The following is an 18170-nucleotide window of genomic DNA, read 5'->3' on the forward strand; positions in this document are numbered from 1 at the left end:
GGCGAGACTGGGGGCATGTTGCTCGCTGACGTGGTCGCCACTTCTACCGCCTTGAGCCAGACCCGGTCGCGCCGGGCCAAGGCAGACCTGATCGCGACCCTGCTGGTCAGCGCCACGGACCCCGACGAGACGGCGATCGTCGTCACGTACCTGTCCGGCGAGCTGCGCCAACGGCGTACGGGCGTGGGCTGGCGGACGTTGGTGGACGCGCCGGCGCCTGCCGAGACCGCCTCGCTCACGATCGAGGAGGTGGACCAGGCGTTCGCCGAGCTGTCCGAGTTCGCCGGTGCGGGGTCGCAGGCCAAGCGGCGAGCGGCTGTCGACGCCTTGTTCGAGCGGGCCACGGCCGACGAGCAGAAGTTTCTCCGGTTGCTGGTCGGCGGTGAGCTGCGCCAAGGCGCGCTCGACGGTGTGATGGCCGACGCGGTCGGCAAGGCGACGGGGGTCCCCTTGGCGAAGATCCGGGCGGCGACCATGTTGCGAGGGTCCGCGGCTCCGGTCGCGGTCGCCGTACTGACCGAAGGCGAGGCCGGGCTCGAGCAGTTCAGTCTCGAGGTCGGGCGCGGAGTGCAGCCGATGCTCGCCCAGTCGGCGACCAGTATCGCCGAGGCGCTGGGCAAGACCGGCAGCCCGGCCGCGATCGAGTGGAAGCTCGACGGCATCCGCATCCAGGTGCACCGCGACGGGGACGAGGTCGTCGTCTACACGCGCACGCTCGACGAGATCACCAGCCGGGTCCCCGAGGTCGTTACGGCTGTTCGCGAGCTGAAGGTGGACAAGGTCGTGCTCGACGGCGAGCTGATCGCACTCCGTCCCGACGGTCGCCCAGAAGCCTTCCAGGTCACCGGTTCCCGTACTGCGACGCGCGCGGCGACCGGGCCCGAGACAGTGCCGCTGACGCCGTACTTCTTCGACATCCTGCACCTCGACGGGACCGATCTGCTCGGCCTCGACAGCACCGAGCGGCACGAGTGGCTGAGCAAGGTCATCCCCGAGGAGCGGCGGATCCCCCGGCTCGTCACCGACAACGCCGAGGCGGGCGAGGCGTTCTTCACCGGCGCGGTGAAGCGCGGCCACGAAGGCGTGATGGTGAAGTCCCTGTCGGTGCCGTACGAAGCGGGACGACGTGGATCCGGCTGGGTGAAGGTCAAACAGACGCACACGCTCGACCTGATCGTGCTCGCGGCCGAGTGGGGACACGGCCGCCGGACCGGCTGGTTGTCCAACCTCCACCTCGGCGCGCGGGACGAGGAGACCGGCGAGTTCGTGATGCTCGGCAAGACGTTCAAGGGTCTGACCGACGAGCTGCTGCGGTGGCAGACCGAGAAGTTCCAGCAGCTCGAAGAGCGCCGCGACGACTACACGGTCTACCTGCGCCCGGAGGTCGTGGTCGAGATCGCGTTCGACGGCGTCCAGACCTCGACCCGGTATCCGGGCGGGATGGCGCTGCGGTTCGCCCGGGTGATCCGGTACCGCGAGGACAAGACGCCCGACCAGGTCGACACGGTTCAGGCCGTCCGGGAGATTCATCAGCCCGCTGATCTGTCGCCGGCGGTCGGCGATCACGTGGAGTCGGCCGACGGAGAGGCAGAATCTCCGGCATGACTGCCGAACAGACCCCGGACCCCGACCTCGCTTCCCGACGGTTGGCTGCCGAATCACTGGCCAAGGACGATCCGACCGGGTGGTTCGAGGAGCTGTACGCCGCGGCCGGCGAGGGCAAGGCCGTCGTGCCCTGGGACCGTGGCGGCGCGCACGCGCTGCTCACCGAATGGGCCGAGACGTCGGAGTTCCGGGGCGACGGCAAGCGGGCGCTGGTGGTCGGCACCGGGCTGGGCTGGGACGCCGAGCTGGTCGCCGACCTCGGCTACGACACGATCGCCTTCGACATCTCCCCCTCCGCGGTGGAAGCCGCGCGGCAGACGCATCCGGACACCAAGGTCGACTACGTGGTCGCGGACCTGCTGAATCCGCCGGCCGAGTGGCGGGGCGCCTTCGATCTGGTGGTCGAGATCTACACCGTGCAGGCATTGCCGATCGAGCTGCAACCGGCCGCGAGCAAGCAGGTCACCGCACAGGTCCGCGTCGGCGGCACCCTGGTCGTGATCGCCGCCGTGCGGACCGAGGTCGACGGCCGGCCGGTCTCGGACGACGTGGTGCAAGGCCCGCCGTGGCCGCTCACCCGGGCTGCCATCGACGCCTTCGCGATCGGCGATGTCCGCCTGATCCAGCTCGAGAAGCAACCCAGCCCGTCCGACCCCACCATCTACCGCTGGCGAGCCGAGTACCTTCGCGACTGACACGTCGGCCTGGGCCGGGACTCTCGTCGGCGTAATACTGGTCCGCCTCGGCGCTCTGCCGGCCCGAAGTCTCAGCGGCTCTCGGAAATCTCAGCGGCACCGAAGTCTCAAAGGCCCAGCAGGAAGATGACACCGGCGGCGAGGAGACCGAGTTCGACCAGCAGAACGAAGATGCGGTCGCTGATGTGGCCGACGATCTTCTTTCCCGCCCAGGCACCGAGCAGGGTCGCGGGGGTCAGCGCGATGCCGTAGAGCAGGACCTTGCGGGTGAGCAGGTCACCCGCTCCATAGGTGGCGAGCTTGGTGAGATGCATGGTGAGGGCGCTGACCGCCTCGGTGCCGATGTACGCGGCACGGGTCAGGCCGTAGGCCAGGAAGAACGGTGCCGTGAGTGGCCCGACCGAGCCGAGGAGGGCTGAGCCCAGACCGGACCCGGCGCCGACCGCGACAAAGGCCGGATCGGCGGGCTTGCGGGGATGCGGATTGAGCCGTCGCCAGAGCACTACGCCGACCAGGAACACCCCCAACACTCGCTTCATCGGCGCGAGCGGTGCGTGCGTGAGCAGAAGGCCGCCGGCTACCGAGCAGGGCACCGCGCCGAGAGCGAACCAGCCGATCAGTGGCCAGCGGAGTTCGCGTCGGTTCAGCCAGCCCCGGGAACTGTTGCTGGACAGCTGGGTCAGCGTCAGCATCGGCACCGCGACCCGCAAGCCGAACAGGGCCGTGAACACCGGGAGCAGCAGCACTCCGCCGCCGAATCCGGCGACCGCTGACAACGCGGCGAGCCCGAACGCCGCCGCAGAGGCGACGGCCAACGCAGGCAGGAAGTCGGTAAGCACCCGGCTCATTGTGCCGGTTCGACGGCGTGGACGACGGTGAATTTCATGGGAACATATGTTCGATAATAAGGTACGATCGTCAGTATGGCGGGGCGGAGTGAGGCGGGGCCCACGGCGTTGCGGATCATGCTTGGTGCGCAGCTCAGGCGGTTGCGGGAGCAGTCAGGGGTCACGCGGTCTGAGGCGGGGTGGGCGATCCGGGCGTCGGAGTCGAAGATCAGCCGGATGGAGCTCGGGCGGGTCGGGTTCAAGGAGCGGGACGTCGGCGATCTGCTCGAGCTTTACCAGGTCGGTGACCCCGCTGAGCGGGAGAAGCTGCTGCAGTTGGCTCGTGATGCGAACAATCGTGGCTGGTGGCATCGATACGGGGACGTCACGCCGGACTGGTTCGATGCGTATCTGGGGCTGGAGGCAGCCGCCGAGCTGATCCGGACCTACGAGATCCAGTTCGTGCCCGGGTTGCTGCAGACTCCGGAGTACACGAGGGCTGTCGCGAGGCTGACGCCGGCCGGTGAGCGGTCCGAGGAGGAGGTCGACCGGATCACCGCGCTGCGGAGTTCGCGTCAGGCGGTGCTCGAGAGGGATCCCCCGCTGCGGCTCTGGGCGGTGGTCGAGGAGGCTGTTCTGTGGCGGCCGATCGGCGGCCTCGAAGTACTGCGGGAGCAACTCGGCTCGCTGATCGAGGCGATCCGCCGGCCGAACGTCACGTTGCAGATCATCCCGACCGGCAGCCCTGGGCATCCGGCCACTGGTGGCGCATTCAGCGTCCTGCGATTCCCGCAGGCCGATCTCCCGGACGTGGTCTACCTCGAACACGTCACCAGCGCGCTGTATCTCGACAAGCGCGACGACGTCGACGCCTACACGCACATCCTCGACACCCTCGCCGTGGCCGGACCCCGCCCCCAGGAGGCGGAGCAGCAACTGACCGCGATCCTGCACAAACTCAAATAACCCAACGAGGTTGACAGTTTGCGCCCGATCAAGAACTGTCTGTCACGTCACCGCCCTGACAAGGTCATCAGAGGGCCCTGGGAGCTGTCCGCCCAACGGAAGTCGTGGGCGTCGACGTGCCCAGTTGTTCCGTGTAGTGAGGACCCGGAAGGACAACCATCCGATGAGATCCACCGCGACCCGAGTAGCAGTGTTGGTCGCGGCAGTGGCGGCAACAGTGCCCGGCTCGATCCCCGCCGCTTCAGCCGCGCCCGCTCCCGCTGACGTGATGCGAACAACCATCTGCGGCTGACCTACGAAGACGCCTCCCGCTTGCGGTCCACCGAAGAGCGGGAGGCGTCTGCTTGCTCATGCCAAGGCGAGAACCTCGCGGAGGCGCGGGGCGAAGGTGGCGGGGTCGTCGGCGCAGCCGGTGTGGCCACCGGGGAACATCGTCGGCTCGACCCCCACGGCGGTGGCGAAGGTCCTGGTCGCACGGTCACAGAGCTGGCCGGCCGAGTCTTCGCCGATGCCCGCGATGATGCGGGGCTTGCCTGCCCGCAGTACCGGCAGGTCGGGCTGCCAGCGGACGGTTCCGCGCAGCTCGTGCTCGAACCAACGACGCTCGTCCGCCAACTGCTGCGCCGACCGGTCGCCGCCGAAGATCATCTCCAGCGCGCCTTCCGGCAGGTCGATGCTCGCCTGCGCCATGAATTGGCCCCACGCTCCGAGGCTGTCGCCGCCGAGATAGGTGGCGATCATCTTCTCGGTTCCGGCGTCGAGCTGCTCGCGGTCCTCGAGCAGCTCACAAAGAGGCGGCTCGTGCGCGATGACCGTGTGCACCAGATCGGGCCTTGCCTCCGCCAACGCGAGTGCCGTGACGGCGCCACCGCTGGACCCGAAGACGGCCGCCGGTCCGGCGTCGAGGAGCGTCAGCAGGTCGGACACATCACCTGCCCGAAGCTGCGGCGTCGAGTCCTGGTCGGGATCGCTGACCGGGCTGCGGTCGATCCCCCGCGGGTCGGTGGTGAGCACCGTGTAGTCGGAGGCGATCAGGTCCGCCAACGGCGCGAAGGACCTCGCGCCCATCGGCGAACCGAGCAGTACTACGAGTGGCCCGCTGCCGCGCACCTCGTAGTACAGGTCGGCGCCGGCGACGGTCAGGGTCTGATTGGTGGTCATTGTGGTTCTCCTCAGGACGCTTCGAACTGGTTGTCGGGAGTAGGACTCCCTGCGAGGCCGAAACTCATCGCACTCTGGACGGTTGATTGCTGAGGGGGTATACGGGAAGGGAGGCAGGCCTCCACGCGGGGACGAGGAGGACTGCGGCGAACTGCCTGGCGAGGAGCAGATCATGGCGATCACCACCCGCTCGCGACCATCGGAAGAGGTTCCGCAGACCCTCATTCCGAGGCGACGGCGGCTAGGCAAGGGCCAGATCGTGGTCAAGTGGCTCACCACCACCGACCACAAGCTGATCGGCCACCTGTACCTGACCACCTCGTTCATCTTCTTCCTGATCGCCGGCGTGATGGCGCTGTTCATCCGGGCCCGAGCTGGCCAAGCCGGGTCTGCAGATCGTGAACGAAGAGGTCTACAACCAGCTCTTCACGATGCACGGCACGATCATGCTGCTGCTGTTCGCGACGCCGCTGTTCGTCGGCTTCGCGAACGTGATCATGCCGGTCCAGATCGGTGCTCCCGACGTCGCGTTCCCGCGGCTCAACATGTTCAGCTATTGGCTGTTCCTGTTCGGCGGCCTGATCACGCTGTCGGGGTTCTTCACCCCGGGCGGCGCGGCCGACTTCGGCTGGACGGCGTACGCACCGTTGTCCGGCGGGACCCGCTCGCCGGGGATCGGCGGCGACCTGTGGACGATGGGGCTGTGGATGGCCGGCCTGGGCACGATCCTCGGCGGCGTCAACTTCGTCACCACGATCATCACCATGCGCGCACCCGGGATGACGATGTTCCGGATGCCGATCTTCTGCTGGAACATCCTGGTGACGTCGATCCTGGTCCTGATCGCCTTCCCGATCCTGGCGGGCGCGCTGCTGATGCTGGAGGCCGATCGCCGGCTCGGCGCGCACGTCTTCGACGCGGCCAACGGCGGCGCCTTGCTCTGGCAACACCTGTTCTGGTTCTTCGGCCATCCCGAGGTCTACATCATCGCGCTGCCGTTCTTCGGCATCATCACCGAGATCCTGCCGGTGTTCAGCCGCAAGCCGATCTTCGGCTATGTGGGCCTGGTAGCAGCCACCCTGAGCATCGGTCTGTTGTCGATCGCGGTCTGGGCGCACCACATGTTCGTCACCGGAGCGGTGAACCTGCCGTTCTTCTCCTTCATGACGTTCCTGATAGCGGTGCCTACCGGGGTGAAGTTCTTCAACTGGATCGGCACGATGTGGGGCGGCCGGGTGTCGTTCGACACGCCGATGCTGTGGGCTGTCGGCTTCCTGGTCACCTTCCTGTTCGGCGGGCTGACCGGAGTCATTCTCGCCTCGCCCGCGCTGGACTATCAGGTGTCCGACTCGTACTTCGTGGTCGCGCACTTCCACTACGTCGTCTTCGGCACGGTGGTGTTCGCGATGTTCGCGGGCTTCTACTTCTGGTGGCCCAAGATGACCGGCCGGATGCTCGACGAGAAGCTCGGGAAACTGCACTTCTGGCTGCTGTTCATCGGCTTCCACACCACCTTCCTGGTCCAGCACTGGCTGGGCGTCGAGGGCATGCCGCGCCGCATCGCGACGTACGGCGCGAACGACGGCTTCACCACGCTCAACCAGGTCTCGAGTGTCGGTGCCTTCATCCTCGGGGTGTCGACGCTGCCCTTCTTCTACAACGTCTACAAGTCGCGGAAGGCGCCGCTGGTCGGCGTCGACGACCCGTGGGGCTGGGGCCGATCGCTGGAGTGGGCCACCAGTTCGCCTCCGCCGCGGCACAACTTCATCCAGCTGCCCAGGATCCGCTCCGAGAGCCCCGCGTTCGACCTGCATCACCCGGACATCGCGAAGATGGAATATATCGACACCGGGGCGCAGCGCGACAACCTGCTCGACGCCGGCGAGGACCAAGGACGCTTGGACTATCTGGAGGAGCGAACTACCGATCCGAACCCCTGACCAGCCCGTACTGCGGCTGCCGCCCTGGATTCAGGACGGCAGCCGGTTCATCAGTTGCTGGTCGGTCCGCTGGCCCAGAGCGGTCGACGCGCGCCCGCTTCGGTGGCGTTCGGGTACGGGTTGCGGCACAACGTACCGGGCCCACCGCCGGACATCAGTTCGCTGCAGGGACCGGAGTAGTGATCCGGCAGGCCGAGAACGTGACCGGTCTCGTGCGCCGTCACCTGGGCGGAGTGCTGGTTCTGAGGAAGCTGTAGCCACTCCCGCACCCGCCGCCGTACGGCGATGAGTCATACGGGTATGCGATAGTCGGCGGCATGCCCGAGATCCCGCCGCGACGCTTCCTGCGCAGTGACCCGTCGAGGCGACGGAAGATGAACATCGAGACCGTGCAGCGGTGGGTGTTCGCCGTGATCCTCATCCACATCGGCGGATCGCCGACGCTGGCGCTCGCGGCGTACAGCCCGCACGCGGAGCAGACGAAGCACTCCACCGGCGTCGGGCTCTGGATCATGTCCGGCGTCGTAGGCCTCGCTACCGCTGCCGGTGTCCTTCTCATCCACCAGCGGTCGCTGGTGTCTCCATGGCTGATCGTCGGAGTCCTCCCGATGGCGGTCGCCGCGTTCTACCTCTTCTAGACACCGGAATGCTGCCCTGGCTGGTCGCCAGGGCAGCGACCGATGGCTCAGTGCTGCAGGCTGGTCAGGCCGTTGGCCCAGAGGCTGTCCACTCGGGTGGACTCGGTGCTGTTCGGGTACGGGTTGCGGCAGGAGGTTCCGGGGCCGCCGCCCGACATCAGTTCGCTACACGGTCCGGAGTAGTGGTCCGGCAGGCCGAGAACGTGGCCGGTCTCGTGGGCCGTCACGCGGGTGGAGTCGTACTGCTGGTTCTGCTGGTAGTCCAGGAAGATGTACCCGCTGCCGTGGCCGTCGGTGCTGGCGAACGAGCCTCGCGTGTCGTTCCCTTCCCGGTAGTAGAAGTCGTAGTTGCTGCCCTGGGTCAGGGTCACGTTGTTGGTGGCGTTGTTCCAGATCTGTGCGCTGCGGGCGATCTGGGTACGGAAGCTGGGTGCGCGGCTCGTGCTGTAGACCACTGTGACAGCAGCGGTCTTGTTGCCGAGCTTGGCGCGCTTCGCTGCGGCGGACTTCATCACGGCGTCGTAGAACGCCTTGTTGTTGGCGGCTTCCTGCACAGAACCGACGTACCCGGCGGTGACCTGGGTAGGCGCGGACTGGACGGGGGCGGCGTCGCTCGGTGCGGCGGCGACGACAGGGAGGGCTACTGCGGTCGCGGCGATCGCCACGACAGACAGCATGCTGCGTGAAGACATGCGGAACCTCACTACTCACTCTGGGCGGAGAGCGATCAGTCGGTCACTGTTCGCTACCTCGGGATGCTGGCAGCGCAGCCGAAAATCCGCACTAGCTCACCGAAAACATGCGGGCAATCCTTCTAGAGCAGCCATTCCGCACCCTCACGACGCAGGACGCCCTTCGCGAGGTCAGTCGATGACCGCGCCACAGCTGAGATTGAGCACGGAGCCGGTCATCGCACCGGCCGTATCCGAGACGGCGAAGACGGCAGCACCCGCGACCTCGGCAAGTCGCGGCAGGCGGCCGAGTGCGGTACCGACGGTCAGGTGATCGAGACTGCCGTCCTCGGTGTTCACCCAGTCGGGGTGGGACTCCGGGGTGAAGTTGGGTCGCAGGGCCAGCACCCGGATCCCGTGCTTGCCGACCTCACCGGCCAGGGTGCGGGTGAAGCACTCGATCGCCGCACAGGCGAGGCTGAAGCCGCCCATCTCGATGCCGGACTCCCGTGCCGCCGATGACGACAGCATCAGGATCGCGCCCCCGCCGCCTTGCTCGATCATCCGGCGGGCAACCGCGGTCGCGGTAGCGAAGTTGGTCCGCGCGGCATCCTCGACCGGCCGGACGAAGTCGTCGACAGCCAGCTCCACCACCGGGATGTTCTGCTTCTCGCGCACGCTAACGCCATTGAAGGTCAGGTCGACCCGGCCCTCGATCGACGCCAGGTGATCGTTCACGGCGTCCGCGTCGTACGCATCGACAACCGCCACCGAAGCATGCCCGCCGGCCGCCTCGATGTCTGCCGCCACCTGCTCAAGTTTGGCGAGGGTGCGGCCCACCAGATGCACGGTCGCTCCTTCCCGGGCGAAGGCCCGGGCGACCGCGCCGGCCATCGCACCGCCGCCGCCGTACACGATCGCGTTCTTTCCCTCGAGCAACATCGTCGTTCTCCTTCGTCGTCGGACCACTCTGACAACTGAGCGGATCACTCCCGCCGTTCTCGACATCCCGGCGGGGACGAATCTCAGGGGAAGGAGTATGGTTTTGAATGTCATTTTCATCTACGCGTGAGGCGATCTTCGTGAATCACTCTGTGCCTGCCGTCCGCCGGCTCGTTTTCGGCGGTCTGACGGCGTTGGCTGTGCTGTCTGTCGCTGCCTGCTCGACCTCGTCGCCCAAAAGTGCCGGCGCGCCCGCGAGTAGCGGGAAGACGATCCAGGTGGTGGCGGCGGAGAATTTCTGGGGCAGCATCGCGACCCAGCTCGGCGGTGACCACGTCAAGGTCACCAGCATCATCAGCAACCCGGACGCCGATCCGCACGACTACGAGCCGACCGCCGCCGACGCGCGGACCGTGGCCGGCGCGCAGTTCACCATCGTGAACGGCATCGGGTACGACGCCTGGGCGGACAAGCTGCTGGCCGCGAATCCGACCGACGGCCGGACGGACCTGAAGATCGGTGACCTGGTCGGCATACAGCCCGGTGGCAACCCGCACCGCTGGTACTCCCCCGACGACGTCCGCAAGGTGATCGGGCAGATCACCGCCGACTACAAGTCGCTCGACCCGGCCGATGCCGCCGCCTTCGACCAGCTGAAGACGAAGTACGAGACCGAGACGCTGGCCACTTACAACCAGCTGATCACCGACATCAAGTCGAAGTACGCCGGTACGCCGATCGGCGCGTCCGAGTCCATCGTGAGTCCGCTGGCCGAGGGGCTCGGGCTGAAGATGCTCACCCCGGATTCGTTCCTGAGCGCGATCAGCGAAGGCACCGACCCGACCGCACGGGACAAGTCGCTCATCGACCAGCAGATCGCCGGCAAGCAGATCAAGCTCTACGTCTACAACAGCCAGAACAGCACGCCTGACGTCCAGACCCAGGTGAAGGCGGCCAAGGCCAACGGCATTCCGGTGGCGACCGTGACCGAGACGCCGACGCCGGCCGGTGTCTCCTTCCAGGACTGGCAGGTCCGCCAGCTCCAGGGCATCGAACAGGCTCTGGCCAGCGCCAAATGAACCCGCTGCCGGCTGTTCACCAGTTGACACCCCGGTTGCCCACGGCAACGACTCCGGTCGCGATCTCGTTGCGCGGTGCGGCGGTACGGGTCGGCGGTCGCACCCTGTGGTCCGGGGTCGAGCTGGACGTCGGCGCGGGTGAGTTCGTCGCCGTACTCGGTCCCAATGGCGTCGGCAAGTCCACCTTGGTCAAGGTGCTGCTCGGCGTCCTGCCGGCCTCGGGCGACGTACGGGTGCTCGGTGAACGGCCTGGGCAGGCCGGCGACCGGATCGGCTATCTCCCGCAGCGGCGCAGCTTCGACGCGTCGTTGCGGATCCGCGGCGTCGACTTCGTCGGGCTCGGTTGGGACGGCGATCGCTGGGGCATTCCGCTGCGGCGTCGCAAGGCCGCGGCCGCCCGGGTCGCCGAAGTCATCGACCTGGTCGGCGCGTCCGCCTACGCACATCGGCCGATCGGCCAGTGCTCCGGCGGCGAGCAGCAGCGCCTGTTGATTGCCCAGGCTTTGGTACGCCGACCGGAACTCATGTTGCTCGACGAACCGTTGGACAGCCTCGACCTGCCGAACCAGGCAGCGATGGCGGCGCTGGTCGGCAGGATCTGCCGGGAGGAAGGGGTGACCGTAGTGATGGTTGCCCACGACATCAATCCCATCCTGTCCCGGCTGGACCGGGTGGTCTATCTCGCGGAAGGTGGTGCCGTCGAGGGGCGTCCCGAACAGGTCATCGCGTCCGAGACCCTGTCCCGGCTCTACCGCACCCCGATCGAGGTGCTGCGTACTTCGGACGGCCGGCTCGTCGTCGTCGGACAACCGGAGGCACCCGCCCTGCACAGCGATAGGCACGCCTCTCAGGCTGGTGGCGTGTGGTTGTGAGGTCAGTCTGGAACCCGGTGACCGACCTGCAGCAGATGTGGGTCTTCCCGTTCATGGTCAACGCCTTCAGAGCCGGGACGATCGTCGCGGTCGTGGCGGCGGTGGTGGGTTGGTTCATGGTGTTGCGCCGGCAGAGCTTCGCCGGGCACACCTTGGCCGTGGTCGGGTTCCCGGGGGCGGCCGGCGCGACACTGGTCGGCCTGAGTACGACGTACGGGTATTTCGCCTTCTGCGTCACCGCGGCCGTGGTGCTTGGGCTGATCCCTCGGGTCGGGCCGGATGCGGACGGACTCGAATCCGCGCTGACGGGGACGATCCAGGCTTTCCTGCTCGCCTGCGGCTTTCTGTTCGCGGCGCTCTACAAAGGGCTGCTGGGTGGCGTGACCGCGTTGCTCTTCGGTAGCTTCCTCGGAATCACTGCGATGCAGGTATGGGTGCTCTTGGTGGTGGCGATCGCCGTACTGGTGGTATTGGCCGCGATCGGGCGACCGTTGCTGTTCGCATCCATCGATCCGGATGCCGCGGCCGGGCGTGGGGTTCCGGTGCGGTTGCTCAGCATGCTGTTCCTGGTCGTACTAGGAGCCGCGGTCGCAGGGGCGAGTCAGATCACCGGGTCACTGCTGGTGTTCGCGTTGCTGGTGATGCCGGCTGCGACTGCCCAGGCGATCACTGCTAGCCCGCGTCTCGGGTTGGCACTGTCGATTGCCTTCGCAGTTGTGGTGACCTGGGTGGGGCTCATCGCCGCCTACCACTCGCCGTACCCGATCGGGTTCTTCGTGACCACCCTCGCGTTCGCCGGCTACGTTCTGGCGCGACTTGGCCGGCTGCCACTCAGGACTGTTGGAGCGGTGGCATGACCTTGACCCAGCCCTTCTTCCAGCACGCTTTGCTCGCCGGTACGGCGATCGCTGCCGCCGCGGGGCTGATCGGCTATTTCCTCGTACTACGGGCGCAAGTCTTCACCGGCGACGCGCTGAGCCACGTCGCGTTCACCGGTGCGCTGGCCGCCCTCGCGATCGGCGTCGACCCGCGGCTCGGGCTTTTCGTCGCGACCATCGGAGTTGCGCTGCTGCTCGGCGTACTGGGGCGTCGCGGCCGTCCGGACGACGTTGCCATCGGCAATGTCTTCAGCTGGATCCTTGGGCTGGGCGTCTTCTTCCTTACCGTCTACACGACGTCGCGTAGCGCGGTGAACGGCAATGCCGGGGTCAGCGTGCTGTTCGGGTCGATCTTCGGTCTGTCTACGTCGCAGGCGGTGACTGCGGCGGTGATCGCGGGCTTGGTGTGCGTGGCGGTGGTGATCGTTGCTCGCCCTTTGCTGTTCGCATCGATCGACGAGGCAGTGGCCGCCGCTCGCGGAGTACCGGTGCGGCTGCTCGGGTTCGCCTTTCTCGCGCTGGTCGGCGCGTGCGCGGCGGTGGCGACTCAGGCGGTCGGCTCGCTGCTGATCCTCGGCCTACTTGCCGCTCCCGCCGGCGCCGCCCAGCGACTCACCGATCGCCCCTACCGAGCTTTGGCCCTGTCGGCCGGCCTGGCAATCCTGGAGATGTGGGCTGGCCTTGCCCTCAGTTCCACAGTCCCGAAGGTCCCACCTAGCTTCGGCATCCTCGCCGCCGCCACCGCCGTCTTCGCCACAGCCGTCATAGTCGGCCCCCGCCGCATGCCGGCTGGTGCCGCGAGATGAAAAGTTGAGGCCGGAATCGGTGGTCACCACCTCCGGACCAGTGCGCCGGCCAGCCGCCTCAGCACCGACTCCCTCCCCGGCGCCAACCATCCGCAGCGCATCTTTGTGCAGCGGGTCGAGCAGATTCCGCCCGGGAGTCACAGATCCGGTGCACAAGTTGCACCCCCGCCCGAAACTCCGGTACACGATGTCGGGGGCTAGGACACCTTCCCGGAGGCAGGGACACCTTGCCGGAGGCGGGGACACCTTGCCGGATGCAGGGACACCTTGCCGGGGGTAGGGACACCTTGCCGAGGGCTCGGACACGAAATAGCTTGTCCGAGCCCCCGACATCCTGTCCAAGGTCCCGCCACCAGCCCGGCCTGGCCATCATCGTCCCGCCACCATCACCACACCGTTGCCGTCCCGCCACCATCACCACACCGTTGCCGTCCCGCCACCATCACCACACCGTTGCCGTCCCGCCACCATCACCACACCGGCGATCGGCGCGGTCGACGCCTTCGCTTCGGAGGAGAAAGAAGGCGCTGCTCGCGTTCCCGGGATCACGCTTCCGGGTGTCGGCAGATCGGATCGGTAATCGGTTCTGCCGGCGGCAGTTCGGCGTACCGGCGCTCACCGCACCGCCGGCGATCCTGAACCCGCGAGCATGATCGCGATATGCCTTCACCCGCTGCGAGATCCGCGACTGGCCCGGCGGACTACGGCGCGCTGACGTCCACGGCCAGGTAGGTCACCGACGGCAGCGGTCAGTAGACATCGCGGACGTAACGGTTCTCGGCGGCGAGGCGTTCGACGTACCCGGCGGCGGTCTCGTCGTCGAGCCCGCCGTGCGTCGCGGCGATGTCGCGGAGCGCCTGATCGACATCCTTCGCCATCCGGGAGGCGTCTCCGCAGACGTAGAAGTGAGCGCCGTCCTGTAGCCACGACCACACCTGGTGGCCGTGTTCCCGCATCCGGTCCTGGACGTAGACCTTGGACCGTTGATCGCGGGAGAAGGCGGTGTCCAGCCGGTCGAGCCCGTTCCCCTTGAGGGACGTCAGTTCCTGCTCGTAGTAGAAGTCGGTGGCGCGGTGTTGTTCGCCGAAGAACAGCCAGTTCGGCGCGCGGTGCCCGAGTACGCGACGCTCCTCCAGGAACCCGATGAACGGCGCCACGCCCGTTCCCGGTCCGACCATGATCATCGGCGTGGCGGGGTCGGCAGGCGGCCGGAAATGCGGCGAACGCTGGACGAACACCGGCACCTCGGCGTACGGGTCGGAATCGGCCAGATACGTCGAGCAGACGCCTTTGCGTTTGCGGCCGGTGAGGCTCTCGTAGCGGACGACGGAGACCGTCAGCGCGACCGTGTCGGGGTCGGTGAGCGGGCTGGTGGAGATCGAGTAGAGCCGGGGCTGGAGTCGTTTGAGGACCGCGAGCCAGGCTTGAGGCTCAGCCCGTACGGCGTACTCGGCGATGACGTCGACGGCCTGGCGACCCCACGCCCAGCGGGCCCGTTCGTGTTTGTTGTCGGGGCGAAGCAGCTTGTGGAGATCGCGATCACCCGTGCGTTCGGCGACGAATCGCAGCAGATCGGAGGTGATCTTCGTGATGTCCAACTGCCGGTGGAGCGCGTCTCCCAACGGCAGGGATCCGACCCCGTTGAGCTCGACCACGGCATCGCGGTCGAGGCCGGTGACCTGGAGCCATTCGTCAACCAGCTCAGGGGAATTCACTGCCCGTACTCCGAGCGCGTCCCCCGTCTCGTAGACGATCGGCGTCTGACTGTCGCGCAGATCGAAACTGAACTGCCGAACCTCCTTCCCGGCCCCAGGCAAACTCAGCAGCCGATTCCCAGCCAACCGCACCCCGGCTGTCTGCGTCTTGGACGTCCGCGACTTTCTCATCGCCGAAACCGGTACGTCGGGAAGCGCGGCCTCTGAACCAAGAGCGGTGAGGATCTGGTCGAGCCAGGTCGTGGCGGCGGGCTCGAAGTCGGGTTCGCAGTCGGTGCGCGGGGCGAGCCGGGTGGCGCCGAGTTCTTCCATCCGCTGATCCAGCCGGCGACCGTGACCGCAGAAGTCGTCGTACGAGGAGTCTCCGAAGGCCAGCACCGAGTAGCGCAGGCCGTCCAGTCCCGAGTGGTCCTTGGCCAGGCTGTCCCAGAAAGTCGTCCCGTTGTCCGGAGCGTCGCCGTCGCCGAAGGTGCTCGTGATCAGCAGCAGATCGGTGTCAGGCAGAGCGCCCGGATCAGCGGAGTTCATGCTGACCAGGTTGACGTCGTGTCCTTCGGCGATGAGCCGCTCGGCGGCGATCGAGGCGAACTCCTCGGCGTTCCCGGTCTGCGACGCCCACAGAACGGTGATCTTCCTGCCGCGCTCGCCAAGCGTCGGTACAGCTGGTTGCGGGACACGCGACCGTACTCCGGCCAGCACCCCGTTCACCCAGAGCGCCTGCTCCTCGCTGAACGGGGCACCCGAGGGCAGGACCGGTACGCCGGGCAGTCCGGTGTCGAGGCCTTTGAGGAATCCCGCGAGGTAGCCGCGTTCCCGCGTACCGAAGTGCGGGGGCTTGTAGTCCTCTACGCCAAGCATGACCGCGAGCTCCGGTTGAGAACGCGCCTGCTCAACTACCTCGAGCACCTCGGGGGTCGGGGTCTTGATCACGACCGGGGTGGTGACCTTGGTGAGAGTGACGGCGCAGACCTTGAACTCGGGCTGGAAGGAGATCGGGTCGACCGCGTCGTTGGTGACGGCGTTGACGCTCAGGTATTCGCCGAACAGGTCGTTCCAATGGAACGGCGCGAAGCAGCAGCCCGGCCGGACCCGATCGGTCAGCACGGCCGGCAGCACCGCCCGCCCGCGCCGCGAGGCGACCTCGACCGAGTCGCCCTCGGCAATGCCCAGCCGTTCCGCGTCCTCAGGGTGTACTTCGACGAACGGCCCCGGATCGAGTTTGTTGAGCTTGGCAACCTTCCCCGTCTTGGTCAGGGTGTGCCACTGATGCTGGAGCCGCCCGGTGTTCAGTACGAACGGATAGTCGTCGTCAGGCATCTCAGCAGCCGGCATGTGCGGCCGCGCAAAGAACACCGCCCGACCACTTGCCGTCGGGAACTTCACGCCGTCGTCCGTGAGATACCGGATCGGATTCCGGTCGGACCCGTCGAGAGACGCGGCGGGCCATTGCACCGGAGTCTCCCGCAGCCGTTCATACGTCACCCCCCGCAGGTCGTACCCGGTCTTCGGATTCCAGGCGCCCTTGATCTCCTCGAAGATCTCCTCCGCACTCTCGTACGAGAAGCCCGCCTCGTATCCCATCGCGCACGCGACCTTCGCGATGATCTGCCAGTCGGCCATCGCCTCACCCGGCGGATCCACGGCGGCTTGGGCCAAGGTGAGGTTGCGCTCGCTGTTGATCAGCACGCCCTCGGCTTCGGTCCACAATGCGCCTGGCAGCACCACATCGGCGTACCCGTTGGTCTCTGTCTCGGCGAACACGTCCTGAGTGATGACGAGTTCGGCGCGCTCCAGTCCCTCGATGACGGTCTTGCGGTTGGCGACCGAGGCGACGGGGTTCGTGCAGATGATCCAGCACGCCTTGATCTCGCCGTCCGCCATCCGCTCGAACAGGTCGACGGTGCCCTGCCCGAACCCGTCCGCGCGGATCGTCCCGGGCTCCAGACCCCAGAGGTCCTCGATGAACGCGCGCTCTTCCGGTACGGCGACCGACCGCTGGCCCGGCAGCCCTGGTCCCATGTAACCCATCTCCCGGCCGCCCATCGCGTTCGGCTGACCGGTGAGCGAGAACGGACCGCTGCCCGGGCGGCAGATCGCGCCGGTGGCGAGATGCAGGTTGACCAGGGCGTTGGTGTTCCAGGTCCCGTGCGTGGACTGGTTGAGGCCCATCGTCCAGCAACTCATCCACTCCCCGGCCGCCCCGATCAACTCCGCTGCCGCCCGGATGTCCTCCTCGGGGATCCCGGTGAGCTCGGCAACCGCGGCGGGCGTGTAGTCGGCCAGGAACTCCGGCATCGACTCCCAGCCCTCGGTGCTCTCCGCGATGAACCCGGCGTCGGTGTACCCGCCCTCGACCAGCAGATGCAGCAGTCCGTTGAGCAGCGCGAGATCCGTCCCCGGCTTGATCTGGAGGAACAGATCCGCCTTGTCCGCCGTGGCGGTGCGGCGCGGATCGACCACGATCAGCTTGGCGCCGGCCTTCACGCGTTCCATCAACCGCAGGAACAGGATCGGGTGGCAGTCGGCCATGTTCGAGCCGATCACGAAGAAGACGTCGGCCTTCTCGAAGTCCTGGTACGAGCCGGGCGGGCCGTCCGCTCCGAGCGACAGCTTGTAGCCGGTGCCCGCGCTCGCCATACAGAGCCGGGAGTTCGACTCGATCTGGTTGGTGCCGATGAAGCCTTTGACCAGCTTGTTCGACAGGTACTGCGCCTCGAGGCTCAGCTGTCCGGACACGTACAGCGCAACCGCGTCCGGGCCGTGCTCGTCGACGATGACCCTCAGCCGTCGCGCGGCGTCCGCGATCGCGTCGTCGATACCGACTGGGACCTGCTCGGCGCCACGCTCAGCACGGACCAACGCGGTCGTGAGCCGGCCGGGCGCGGCCAGCATGTCCGCCGTCGTCGCACCCTTGGTACACAGCCGCCCGAAGTTGGCGGGGTGCTCCTTGTCCCCGGACGCCTTCCGGACGACCTTCCGCCCGTCGGGGCCGGTGGCGATGTCGAGCACCAGGCCGCAGCCGACACCGCAGTACGAACAGACCGTCCGCACGCGAGAGCCATCAGCCTGCCCACCAGCCACGCGCACCCCCTCACCATCGGATGCCATGACGGTAGGCAACGCCCGTTTCGCAGATGTGACGCCAGCAACCGCTCTTTGTTTCGGCGGACTCACACCGGCTGCGGGGCGATGTGAGTTCGGTCGGCGGTTCAGTAGTACGCCTGGTTACTCACTGCGATCACCCGTGATCGGGCAGTCGCTGTCGAGCGCTCTGGAGAGCGTGGCTAGACTCAGCTGGCTCGCGCTCGGGCGAGCGGATTGGCCTGCGTGGCAGACTTCCTGGGGTTGTCGCCGCGCTTCAGGATCAGGCGGGAG

Annotated in this window: 14 protein-coding genes and 1 pseudogene; 9 read left to right on the plus strand and 6 right to left on the minus strand. The window is 67.3% G+C overall.

What is annotated here, in order from left to right; translation table 11 throughout:
• Positions 1–15: 15 nt before the first annotated feature.
• Together F1D05_RS04945 and F1D05_RS04950 are read left to right on the plus strand one after the other, a co-directional pair.
• Positions 16–1605, plus strand: coding sequence for an ATP-dependent DNA ligase (locus F1D05_RS04945; protein ID WP_185446213.1), 1590 nt, complete (start codon positions 16–18; stop codon positions 1603–1605).
• Positions 1602–2300 carry a class I SAM-dependent methyltransferase gene (locus F1D05_RS04950; protein ID WP_185446214.1) on the plus strand — a complete coding sequence of 233 codons (699 nt, stop codon included), beginning with the start codon at positions 1602–1604 and terminating at the stop codon, positions 2298–2300. The genes F1D05_RS04945 and F1D05_RS04950 overlap by 4 nt, the downstream gene beginning before the upstream one ends.
• Before the next feature lie 107 nt (positions 2301–2407).
• Here F1D05_RS04950 and F1D05_RS04955 read toward each other — a convergent pair whose 3' ends face one another.
• Positions 2408–3139 (minus strand): sulfite exporter TauE/SafE family protein, encoded by a 732-nt coding sequence (locus tag F1D05_RS04955; RefSeq protein ID WP_246486435.1) that lies wholly within the window; start codon positions 3137–3139, stop codon positions 2408–2410.
• 84 nt (positions 3140–3223) lie between these two features.
• Here F1D05_RS04955 and F1D05_RS04960 point away from each other — a divergent pair, with 84 nt between their 5' ends.
• A complete protein-coding gene (locus F1D05_RS04960; protein ID WP_185446216.1) occupies positions 3224–4093 on the plus strand; it encodes a helix-turn-helix domain-containing protein in 870 nt (289 codons plus the stop codon).
• A 348-nt stretch (positions 4094–4441) separates the two neighbouring features.
• Here the strand turns inward: F1D05_RS04960 and F1D05_RS04965 are convergent, their stop codons facing one another.
• On the minus strand, positions 4442–5254 hold the full coding sequence (locus tag F1D05_RS04965; protein WP_185446217.1) for an alpha/beta fold hydrolase: 813 nt from the start codon (positions 5252–5254) through the stop codon (positions 4442–4444).
• A gap of 172 nt (positions 5255–5426) precedes the next feature.
• Between F1D05_RS04965 and ctaD the strand changes: the two are divergent.
• Positions 5427–7194: pseudogene (ctaD, locus tag F1D05_RS04970) on the plus strand (aa3-type cytochrome oxidase subunit I).
• 50 nt (positions 7195–7244) lie between these two features.
• On the opposite strand, the gene F1D05_RS04975 reads toward ctaD, so the two are convergent.
• Positions 7245–7418, minus strand: coding sequence for a snapalysin family zinc-dependent metalloprotease (locus F1D05_RS04975; protein ID WP_246486436.1), 174 nt, complete (start codon positions 7416–7418; stop codon positions 7245–7247).
• A 93-nt stretch (positions 7419–7511) separates the two neighbouring features.
• On the opposite strand from F1D05_RS04975, the gene F1D05_RS04980 reads away from it, so the two are divergent.
• Entirely contained in the window at positions 7512–7832 is a 321-nt protein-coding gene (locus F1D05_RS04980; protein ID WP_185446218.1) for a hypothetical protein, read from the plus strand.
• Between the two features lie 47 nt (positions 7833–7879).
• On the opposite strand, the gene snpA is transcribed toward F1D05_RS04980, so the two are convergent.
• Entirely contained in the window at positions 7880–8524 is a 645-nt protein-coding gene (snpA, locus tag F1D05_RS04985; protein ID WP_185446219.1) for a snapalysin, read from the minus strand.
• A gap of 171 nt (positions 8525–8695) precedes the next feature.
• Entirely contained in the window at positions 8696–9445 is a 750-nt protein-coding gene (locus F1D05_RS04990; RefSeq protein ID WP_185446220.1) for an SDR family NAD(P)-dependent oxidoreductase, read from the minus strand.
• A gap of 107 nt (positions 9446–9552) precedes the next feature.
• On the opposite strand from F1D05_RS04990, the gene F1D05_RS04995 reads away from it, so the two are divergent.
• From F1D05_RS04995 to F1D05_RS05010, 4 genes are read left to right on the plus strand one after another with little or no spacing between them, the layout of a single operon-like run.
• Positions 9553–10524, plus strand: a complete 972-nt coding sequence (locus F1D05_RS04995) for a metal ABC transporter solute-binding protein, Zn/Mn family (RefSeq protein ID WP_185446221.1) — start codon at positions 9553–9555, stop codon at positions 10522–10524.
• Positions 10521–11396, plus strand: a complete 876-nt coding sequence (locus tag F1D05_RS05000; RefSeq protein ID WP_185446222.1) for a metal ABC transporter ATP-binding protein — start codon at positions 10521–10523, stop codon at positions 11394–11396. The genes F1D05_RS04995 and F1D05_RS05000 overlap by 4 nt, the downstream gene beginning before the upstream one ends.
• 17 nt (positions 11397–11413) lie before the next feature.
• Positions 11414–12253 carry a metal ABC transporter permease gene (locus tag F1D05_RS05005; protein ID WP_206686081.1) on the plus strand — a complete coding sequence of 280 codons (840 nt, stop codon included), beginning with the start codon at positions 11414–11416 and terminating at the stop codon, positions 12251–12253.
• Positions 12250–13080 carry a metal ABC transporter permease gene (locus F1D05_RS05010; RefSeq protein WP_185446223.1) on the plus strand — a complete coding sequence of 277 codons (831 nt, stop codon included), beginning with the start codon at positions 12250–12252 and terminating at the stop codon, positions 13078–13080. The genes F1D05_RS05005 and F1D05_RS05010 overlap by 4 nt, the downstream gene beginning before the upstream one ends.
• Before the next feature lie 749 nt (positions 13081–13829).
• Here the strand turns inward: F1D05_RS05010 and F1D05_RS05015 are convergent.
• Positions 13830–17903 carry a bifunctional nitrate reductase/sulfite reductase flavoprotein subunit alpha gene (locus tag F1D05_RS05015; RefSeq protein ID WP_185446224.1) on the minus strand — a complete coding sequence of 1358 codons (4074 nt, stop codon included), beginning with the start codon at positions 17901–17903 and terminating at the stop codon, positions 13830–13832.
• Between the last annotated feature and the right edge of the window lie 267 nt (positions 17904–18170).

This window comes from Kribbella qitaiheensis, from assembly GCF_014217565.1.
Lineage (GTDB): Bacteria > Actinomycetota > Actinomycetes > Propionibacteriales > Kribbellaceae > Kribbella > Kribbella qitaiheensis_A.

Bases quoted from the DNA above. Each gene is read 5' to 3' on its own strand.
- F1D05_RS04945 (WP_185446213.1), top strand. From the start codon at position 16: ATGTTGCTCGCTGACGTGGTCGCCACTTCTACCGCCTTGAGCCAGACC.
- F1D05_RS04950 (WP_185446214.1), top strand. From the start codon at position 1,602: ATGACTGCCGAACAGACCCCGGACCCCGACCTCGCTTCCCGACGGTTG.
- F1D05_RS04960 (WP_185446216.1), top strand. From the start codon at position 3,224: ATGGCGGGGCGGAGTGAGGCGGGGCCCACGGCGTTGCGGATCATGCTT.
- F1D05_RS04965 (WP_185446217.1), bottom strand. From the start codon at position 5,254: ATGACCACCAATCAGACCCTGACCGTCGCCGGCGCCGACCTGTACTAC.
- F1D05_RS04980 (WP_185446218.1), top strand. From the start codon at position 7,512: ATGCCCGAGATCCCGCCGCGACGCTTCCTGCGCAGTGACCCGTCGAGG.
- snpA (WP_185446219.1), bottom strand. From the start codon at position 8,524: ATGTCTTCACGCAGCATGCTGTCTGTCGTGGCGATCGCCGCGACCGCA.
- F1D05_RS04990 (WP_185446220.1), bottom strand. From the start codon at position 9,445: ATGTTGCTCGAGGGAAAGAACGCGATCGTGTACGGCGGCGGCGGTGCG.
- F1D05_RS04995 (WP_185446221.1), top strand. From the start codon at position 9,553: ATGTCATTTTCATCTACGCGTGAGGCGATCTTCGTGAATCACTCTGTG.
- F1D05_RS05000 (WP_185446222.1), top strand. From the start codon at position 10,521: ATGAACCCGCTGCCGGCTGTTCACCAGTTGACACCCCGGTTGCCCACG.
- F1D05_RS05010 (WP_185446223.1), top strand. From the start codon at position 12,250: ATGACCTTGACCCAGCCCTTCTTCCAGCACGCTTTGCTCGCCGGTACG.
- F1D05_RS05015 (WP_185446224.1), bottom strand. From the start codon at position 17,903: ATGGCATCCGATGGTGAGGGGGTGCGCGTGGCTGGTGGGCAGGCTGAT.